Origin of the sequence: uncultured Cyclobacterium sp., assembly GCF_963976465.1 — a bacterium.
Classification (GTDB): Bacteria; Bacteroidota; Bacteroidia; order Cytophagales; family Cyclobacteriaceae; genus Cyclobacterium.
This window is the reverse complement of sequence record NZ_CAXBOC010000275.1, coordinates 1-7,500: the sequence shown is the minus strand read 5'-3', so window position 1 is coordinate 7,500 and position 7,500 is coordinate 1. Positions and strand designations below refer to the sequence as shown.

The 7,500-nt window shown below is 39.9% G+C and carries 4 protein-coding genes; 1 reads left to right on the top strand and 3 read right to left on the bottom strand.

Features of this window, described 5'->3' with window-relative positions:
* The 3 genes from AAC037_RS15180 to AAC037_RS15170 form a co-directional block, all read right to left on the bottom strand.
* Window positions 1–2,297: glycoside hydrolase family 31 protein (locus AAC037_RS15180; protein WP_339903774.1), on the bottom strand; the 2,297-nt coding region annotated here is incomplete at its 3' end.
* A 200-nt stretch (window positions 2,298–2,497) separates the two neighbouring features.
* Window positions 2,498–2,890, bottom strand: a complete 393-nt coding sequence (locus AAC037_RS15175; RefSeq protein ID WP_339903773.1) for a hypothetical protein — start codon at window positions 2,888–2,890, stop codon at window positions 2,498–2,500.
* A gap of 251 nt (window positions 2,891–3,141) precedes the next feature.
* Entirely contained in the window at window positions 3,142–4,998 is a 1,857-nt protein-coding gene (locus AAC037_RS15170) for a M1 family metallopeptidase (RefSeq protein WP_339903772.1), read from the bottom strand.
* Between the two features lie 209 nt (window positions 4,999–5,207).
* Here AAC037_RS15170 and AAC037_RS15165 point away from each other — a divergent pair, with 209 nt between their 5' ends.
* Window positions 5,208–7,466 (top strand): MMPL family transporter, encoded by a 2,259-nt coding sequence (locus AAC037_RS15165; protein ID WP_339903771.1) that lies wholly within the window; start codon window positions 5,208–5,210, stop codon window positions 7,464–7,466.
* Window positions 7,467–7,500: the final 34 nt, after the last annotated feature.

Genomic DNA, 7,500 nt, shown 5'->3' with positions numbered 1-7,500 from the left:
TCATCCAAGAAAGCCACATTCTTATGGCTTATTTCAAGTTTTTTCCCCGCTAAACTTGCCTTGTGCAGCTGCATTCCATGAAAGAAAAAATTGGCAGTGTGGTATTCACTCTCATAATTAGCTGCAATTTTCTCAATGCTTAGTTTGTTTGCCGTAAAATCCATTCGGATCAGAGTTTTGGAAAAAGATGATTTTTGATAAGCTGTGCTTTTTCCATCATCTTCATAAATTAATTGTTCAGAAAGGCCCATTCCTTTGTAAATGTGTATGTTTATCTGACCATCTTTAACGTCTTCAGTATGGGTTTTTACAGATTGCACGGGTAGAATAGCCCCGGCTTTAACAAATACCGGAAGGTATTCAATGGGACATTCCCAAAGCAATTCTTGATCCCCATCTAATTTTTCTCCGGTAAAAAAATGATACCATGTTCCTTCAGGCAAGTAGATTTTAGTAATTTCCTTGTAGCTTTCCACTGCCGCCACCAATAAATGTTCACAAAACAGGTATTGATTTTCATAAGCACCATGGTAGACTTTGTCGTCAAAGGAATAATCAATAGAAAGGCTTTTACTAAGAGGAATGCCTGATTGATAACTCTTGTAGAAAGCGGTATAAATTAAAGGCAATAGTTTGTATCTCAACCGGATATAATTCTTGGAAATTTGTTCCACTTCTTCACCAAAAGCCCAAGGTTCTGAGGCATTGCTATTGATCATGGTATGTGCCCGAAACAAGGGGCAGAAGGTAGCTAAGGCTATCCATCGAGCGAATAATTTTGGTTGGGTGTTGCCAACAAATCCTCCGATATCGTATCCTGCAAAGGAAATGCCACCTAAGCCCAGGCTATTTACCAGCCTTACGCCGGCCAGCATATGTTCATCACTGGCCACATTGTCTCCGGTCCAGACCGCTGCATAGCGCTGTATGCCTGCAAAGCCGGAACGGGTCAAAACAAAAGGTCTTTTACCTTGGTGATAGTTGGCTAGCCCATTATTCGTACTTCTTGCCATCTGTAAACCATATACATTTCTACTTTTTTTGTGGCTGGCGATTTGTCCTTCATAATTAAACTGAACGAGGTCCGGGATGGTTTGGCCCCATGTTGCCGGCTCATTCATGTCTGTCCAAAAACCATCTACCCCCGCCTGTAAATAAAAATTTAACTTTTCTGCCCACCAGTCTCTTGTTTCAGGCTTAGTGAAATCCGGAAAGGCACACCAGCCCGGCCACACCTGTCCCTCATAATTTTTTCCATCGGGATATTTTATAAACAACTGTTGTTCATTTCCTTCTGTATAAGGAGGGTAGTCCTCGTCTACTTTTATACCCGGATCCAATATGACCACCACTTTAAACCCTAAATCCTTAATGTGTTTGATCAGTTCAGTGGGTTTCTCAAATCGCTTTTTATCGAAAGTAAAAACCTTACATTCTTCCATATGGTGAATGTCCAGATAAATGGTGTCAGCGGGGATTTCTTTTTCTCGAAAGGTTTTGGCCAAGCGGATAACCTCTTTGTCAGGATAATAGGAGTACCGGCATTGCTGATAGCCCAAAGCCCACTTAGGAGGCATTGGGGTTTTGCCTGTCAATGTGGTGTAGGCTGAAATGATTCCCCCAACATTCTTTTCATGAATAAAATAATAGTCGAGATCCCCATCTTCAGCGGTGAAGTAGGAGAATCGATTGTTTCCGGCACCAAAATTAAAAGTGCTTTTATGGCTGTTGTCAAAGAAGATACCGTAACAATTATCATGGTGTAAGCCTATATAAAAGGGTAGGGATAAGTACAAAGGGTCGGCATTGGTTCCATAGCCAAAATGATCTGTGTTCCAGTTGGTATAGGTTTGTCCATACCGGTTCAATCCACCTGTTTTTTCTCCTAAACCGATGAATTTCTCCCATTGCTGTAATTTCTTATAGCAACTTACTGCAGTACCTTGCCAATTGATACCAAAAAGGGCAGCATCCTCACTAAGGATAGTTCCCGAGCTGTTTTTAAAGATTAGCCTAAAATTATCTTTCTCAAGTATTAATTCTATCTTTTTCGTTTTTAAAACATAGTGGTCATTTTTTTCTTCCCAAGAAAATTTTACCTCCTCAGGAGAAGCAATGACACTGTAAGGGTTGGGGCTGAATTCGCTCTTAATTGAAACTTGGACCCGGATGCTGGTTTCATTGTAAACCGTTAACTTGAAATAGCAATTTTCAGTTTTTCCGGAAACTCCTGTACTTGAAAGCTTTTCGTTGGTTATTTGACCGGGTACTAACAAATTAGATTTATTGCTGTTCATTGATCTGAAACTTTGTTTGCTTCAATAAGAACAATTTTAACCTAAGATAAAAATGAATGGCAATCGTTTATATTAACTGCTCCAAGTTCTATGGAAATCAAGCTATTAAGCATTTTAATAGAAAGGGGATAAAAAAAATGGTATTGGGTGAAACCCAATACCTTTAACCTTAAATCAAAAATCTAAATCAATTAAAAAATTCAATTTTCTTTGGCCTTCACAAGCCGTTTCACTAAATATTGTTTGGGCTCAGGAAGCGTAATGTCTTTATTGGGCACAATAGCTGATTTTGGAGGAAGTGTGATTTTAATGATTTTAAAATCCCTATAGTTTCCCATTGGTGCAACCATAGTCGGTGATCTTTTAAATGCTAAGTCTCCCTCATTGCTAGTCGTGACAGAAACCTTGTCAGGATCAATTGCATCAAGCTGCATGGATTCAAATTCTTGGAAATGGTAGGTCTTGTCCCTAGTCTGCCTTTCTATTTCAGGAAGATCTTGTGCATACAATCCAACGGTTATAAGCGAAAAACAGAAAATGAATAAAGTGGCTACTCTCATGTCTAGATGTTTAATGGTTACTAATCCTTTCATAAGGTAGATATATCCTGATAAAAATCCCAATGATTAAAAGAAAAAATTACAAATTTTATTTATGTGATCGGTTTATTAAGGTGTTGAAGGAGTGTTGGTATGGATGAAAGGGAATGCTGTTTTTTGCTTCGATTTGTTGAAGAGGCTTGAAACTTCTTGGTAAAAAATAGTGAATCTCAAGTTTTTAGCTAAAAAAAAGCCCTCAAAAAGTGGTAAACTTGATGAGGGCTTTGTAAATCTTTTGTAGATACTTACTTGGCTGACGTCCATAGGTTATTGGACTTGTCAATATCTGCCATTCGCTCTGAAGGGTCAATTTGAATGGATGCCACTTTTGAGGTGGATTGGTCAATACTTATTTCTATGGTTTCGTTTGTCCAGGGCCATCGGCTTGTCTTTACTCTTTCAGGTAAATCGCTTTCCGCTGCTTTGCCACCGCGCATAATCGCCAATGGGAAATAATAACTTTCTTTTTCACCATTTTCATAGGTGACAATAAGGTCAATTGGCATTGGCATTAGGCCTTTTCTTTCCAGCATTACGGTCAGTGCATTGTCTTTTTCAGTAACTTCAGAAATGACATAATCTATTGTTTTGGTAGAGTTCACCCAATACTCCTTGTACCAGTCCAACTCGATGCCGCTCTCTTTTTCCATGATTCGGATAAAGTCCTTTACATTGGGATGTTTGAATTTCCAGGCTTCCCAATACCTTAACATGGCCTTGTTTCTGGTTTCTTCACCAATAATGTAGCCCAATTGGGCCAGAAATAGCGCTCCTTTGGAATAAGAGGCAGAGCCATAAGCCGTATTGGTATGAAAATGATCTGCATGGGTAGACAAAGGTTCTTCAAGACCTGATTTGACAAGTCTTTCATAGCCTACATAGGCTCCTTTAAGAGGGTTTTCATTGGTAGTAGGTTTGAGGTAATTAGCGGACATACTCAGGGTGCTGGCATAGGTGGTAAATCCTTCGTCCATCCAGGGATAAAGGGATTCATTAGAGGCCAATACACCCTGAAACCAACTGTGAGCCAATTCATGCATCATCACACCTACCAAGCTGCCCATGGGTCTGTGACCGGTAATTAATGTTGCCATGGGATATTCCATACCCCCATCACCACCTTGGATGACAGAATATTGCTTGTAGGGGTAGGCCCCATATCTTTCGCTCAAATAAGCCATGGTTTTAGCCGTGTACTCCTTAAGCTTTGGCCAGGTATTTTTTGTTTCCTTGTTTTTAACATAAAGGTGGTGTAGCGTAATGCCATCTTCTGTTATTAATTTCTCATGGGTATAATTTGGATCTGCAGCCCACATAAAATCATGAACCTTGGGGGCATAAAAATGCCAGGTATGGGTAGCTCCCGAAGGGTTTTTTACCTCTACACCTTCGTCTTCGTAACCATATCCTATTTCATTGTTATTTTGAAGGTAGCCCGTTCCTCCAAGGATATAGGATTTATCAATGGTGATTTTCACATCAAAATCTCCCCAAATTCCGTAAAACTCTCTTCCGATATAAGGATTCGCGTGCCAACCTTGTTCATCATAATTGGCCAGCTTAGGATACCACTGCGACATGGAATACCTAACGCCCTCCGCATTGTCTCTTCCTGCTCTACGGATTTGAAGGGGCACCTGGGCGATAAATTCGCTTTCCAAAAGTACAGTACTGTGTGGCAAAATGGGTTCCGGTAGCTGCACTTCCAGTATGGTTCCTACCTCTTCCATCTCAACTTCCTGTCCATTTATTAACAAAGATTCCACATGGATAAAACCGATTTCCTCTGGCGAGAGCTTGGATATTCTATCCCCAACCCGCCTGTCAGGATCTGAAATGGACCTTGAGCGAACATCCATCATGCTATTCGGCTGAAAAGCATTGTAATAAAGGTGAAAAAAGAGTTGATTGAGTGTGTCCGGAGAATTATTGCTATAGGCAATGGTTTGCTTTCCTGTATATTGATTGGTTTTTACATCCATTTCAATATCCATCTGATAACTTACCGACTGCTGCCACCTTTGAGATTGGGCAAAAATTTCTTGGTCGAATAAGAAATGGATACTCATGACTGCAAGAAAAAGTACCGTGATTTTTTTCATGTGTGCCTAATTTTTGGCCCTAAATTATAGTAAATTATGCAAGCTGCCAAAACCTTTGATCAACGCAGCTGTTTTAATGGTCAATAAAAAGAATTGTATACAACAGGTGAAAAAAATATTCTAAGTTTACTTTTCCTTCCTTCTAAGTTGAGCAATAAGTTAGAAAGAGGAATGTATAAATCGTGTTTTAAGACTAAAAAGCGCAAATAATGAATAGGAAAATGTCCAAATGGGCACTTGTTTTTGCAGGAACGCTGTCAATACTTTTTTTGCTTTCTTGGAAGGGTGTAAGTTTTAATTATGACTTTGAAAATTTTTTTCAACAGGATGATCCTGACTTGGATTTTTACCAAAGGTATAGGGCCACTTTTCAAAATGACAATGACTATTTGTTGCTGGCACTTGAAAATGAACAAGGAATATTCGACAGCACATTTTTAGCAGAGGCATTGGCATTTTCTCAGGAGCTGAAGCAAATGGAAGGGGTAGATGAGGTGATTTCAATACTTGACCAGAAAGAACCGGTTATCAGCCCATTTGGGATTAATTACAGGCCTTTGTTAGACTGGACTTCCGGTGAAACCCTCTCCACAAGCGCTGAAAATATCAAACAAGACAGGCAGTGGAAGGGGAATTTGTTTGATGAGAAAAGCAATACTCTTCTGTTGCTGGTTGAAAATAAGCAAATGATTGCCAAAGAGCAGGGAGATGCTTTGTATGAAAATATAGAGCAAAAGTTAAAAACCTACGAATTTGACGGCTTTAAGGCTGCAGGGACATTTGTAACTTTGCTTCAAGAGGAATTTTCCTTCTTCATGACTTTTGCCATGTGTGGTGTTTTGATATTACTCTGGGTAATGTACCGCTCTTGGTGGGGTGTGGTTTTACCATTTGTTATTATTATCACAGGTATTTTTTGGAGTTTGGCATTTTTGCTTTTGACGGGTGGAGAATTGGATGTGATGTCCGTCATGCAACCTCCCATTTTAATGGTGATAGGTCTAAGTGGGATGGTTCATGTGGTCAACCATTACCAAAGCGCTTTAACCTCAAAACTCCCAAAGGAGATAGCCATTTTTAATGCCTTCAAAACCCTTGGTCTACCGGTTTTTTTGACAGCCCTCACTACTGCACTAGGGTTTGTGTCCTTGTATTTCACCAATGTTCCCAGCTTAATGTGGTTTGGTGTATATACCGGTTTCGGCGTAATGTTTATGTTTTTGGCTCTTTTTTCCATATTGCCCTTTGCCTTATTTCAGCTTCCTCCTTTGCCATCCTCCAATCGGAAATTATGGGCAAAGAGATGGAATGGACTTTTAAAATACTTCTATATTAACGTAATAAACAGGCGCAAGCTTGTTTTCATTGTTTTTGTGCTGATTACCCTGGTGGCGGGGTATTTTATGTCCCGTGTAAAAACCAATGGGTATTTGTTGGATAGCCTTCCGGAAGACCATGCCCTATTGGAGGACTTCCGATTTTTTGATCAAAATTATGGAGGATCCAAACCCTTGGAAATATACCTTCAGACGGCAGACAAAGATGGAAGCTTGTTGGATTATCAAGTCCTTCAAGAAATAGAAAAGTTGGAGGAATTTGTTGTTGAGAATTACAACTCTGCCTTTATTATGTCTCCTTTGACGGCTGTGAAAGCGGTCAATAAAGCACAAAACCGAGGGAACGACAAGGCTTTTACTTTGCCTTCTGCCTTGGCATACGACAGGATGCAACCCTTGATAGAAAGAATTGGTACTACTCAAAATTTGAAAGTGTGGACGGAAGATAGAACAGAAGGCAGGCTTTCTTCTAGAACAGCAGACAATGGTAGTTTAATAGGCAAAAGGCAAAAGGAGGAATTAGAAGCCTTTGTGGCAAAGAATATTGACGAGAAGGTACTTCAAGTCAGGTTGACAGGGACTTCTTTTTTAATTGACAAGACCCATGAACTGGTAACCTATAAGGTTTTCACCGGCCTTGGTTTTGCCTTTTTGCTTGTAGGTATTATCATTGGGTTTCTTTTTAGGTCCTGGAGAGTATCTTTCCTTGTCCTTTTGCCAAATATCGTTCCCTTGGTTTGGGTGGGTTGTGTCATGTATTGGTTTGGAATAGAATTTAAACTGTCCACCTCCATCGTTTTTGCCATTGCTTTTGGCATCGCAGTGGATGATAGTATTCATTTTATGACCAATCTAAGGATGCAAATGATGAAAGGTCAAGACTTGCCAACTGCCTTAATTAATACTTTTCTGACCACCGGAAAAGCCATTGTCCTAACTACCATTATTTTGGTTTCAGGCTTTGCGATGTTGACATTTAGTGATTTGGAAATCCCGTGGTTTACCGGAATTTTGGTAAGTCTTTCTTTGATTTTTGCGGTTTTGGCAGACTTGTTTTGGCTGCCGGTTTTATTGATACCTTTCAAGCAGGTGGTTGAGCAAAAAGTCAATCGCCGGCTTCCTTCTGGCTAGGAAAGGCAAAAAGCGCAGAAATGGGGTAATGATC

What these genes read in the sequence shown, in the direction of transcription:
- AAC037_RS15165 (WP_339903771.1), top strand. Translation starts at nt 5,208, where the DNA reads ATGAATAGGAAAATGTCCAAATGGGCACTTGTTTTTGCAGGAACGCTG.
- AAC037_RS15175 (WP_339903773.1), bottom strand. Translation starts at nt 2,890, where the DNA reads ATGAAAGGATTAGTAACCATTAAACATCTAGACATGAGAGTAGCCACT.
- AAC037_RS15170 (WP_339903772.1), bottom strand. Translation starts at nt 4,998, where the DNA reads ATGAAAAAAATCACGGTACTTTTTCTTGCAGTCATGAGTATCCATTTC.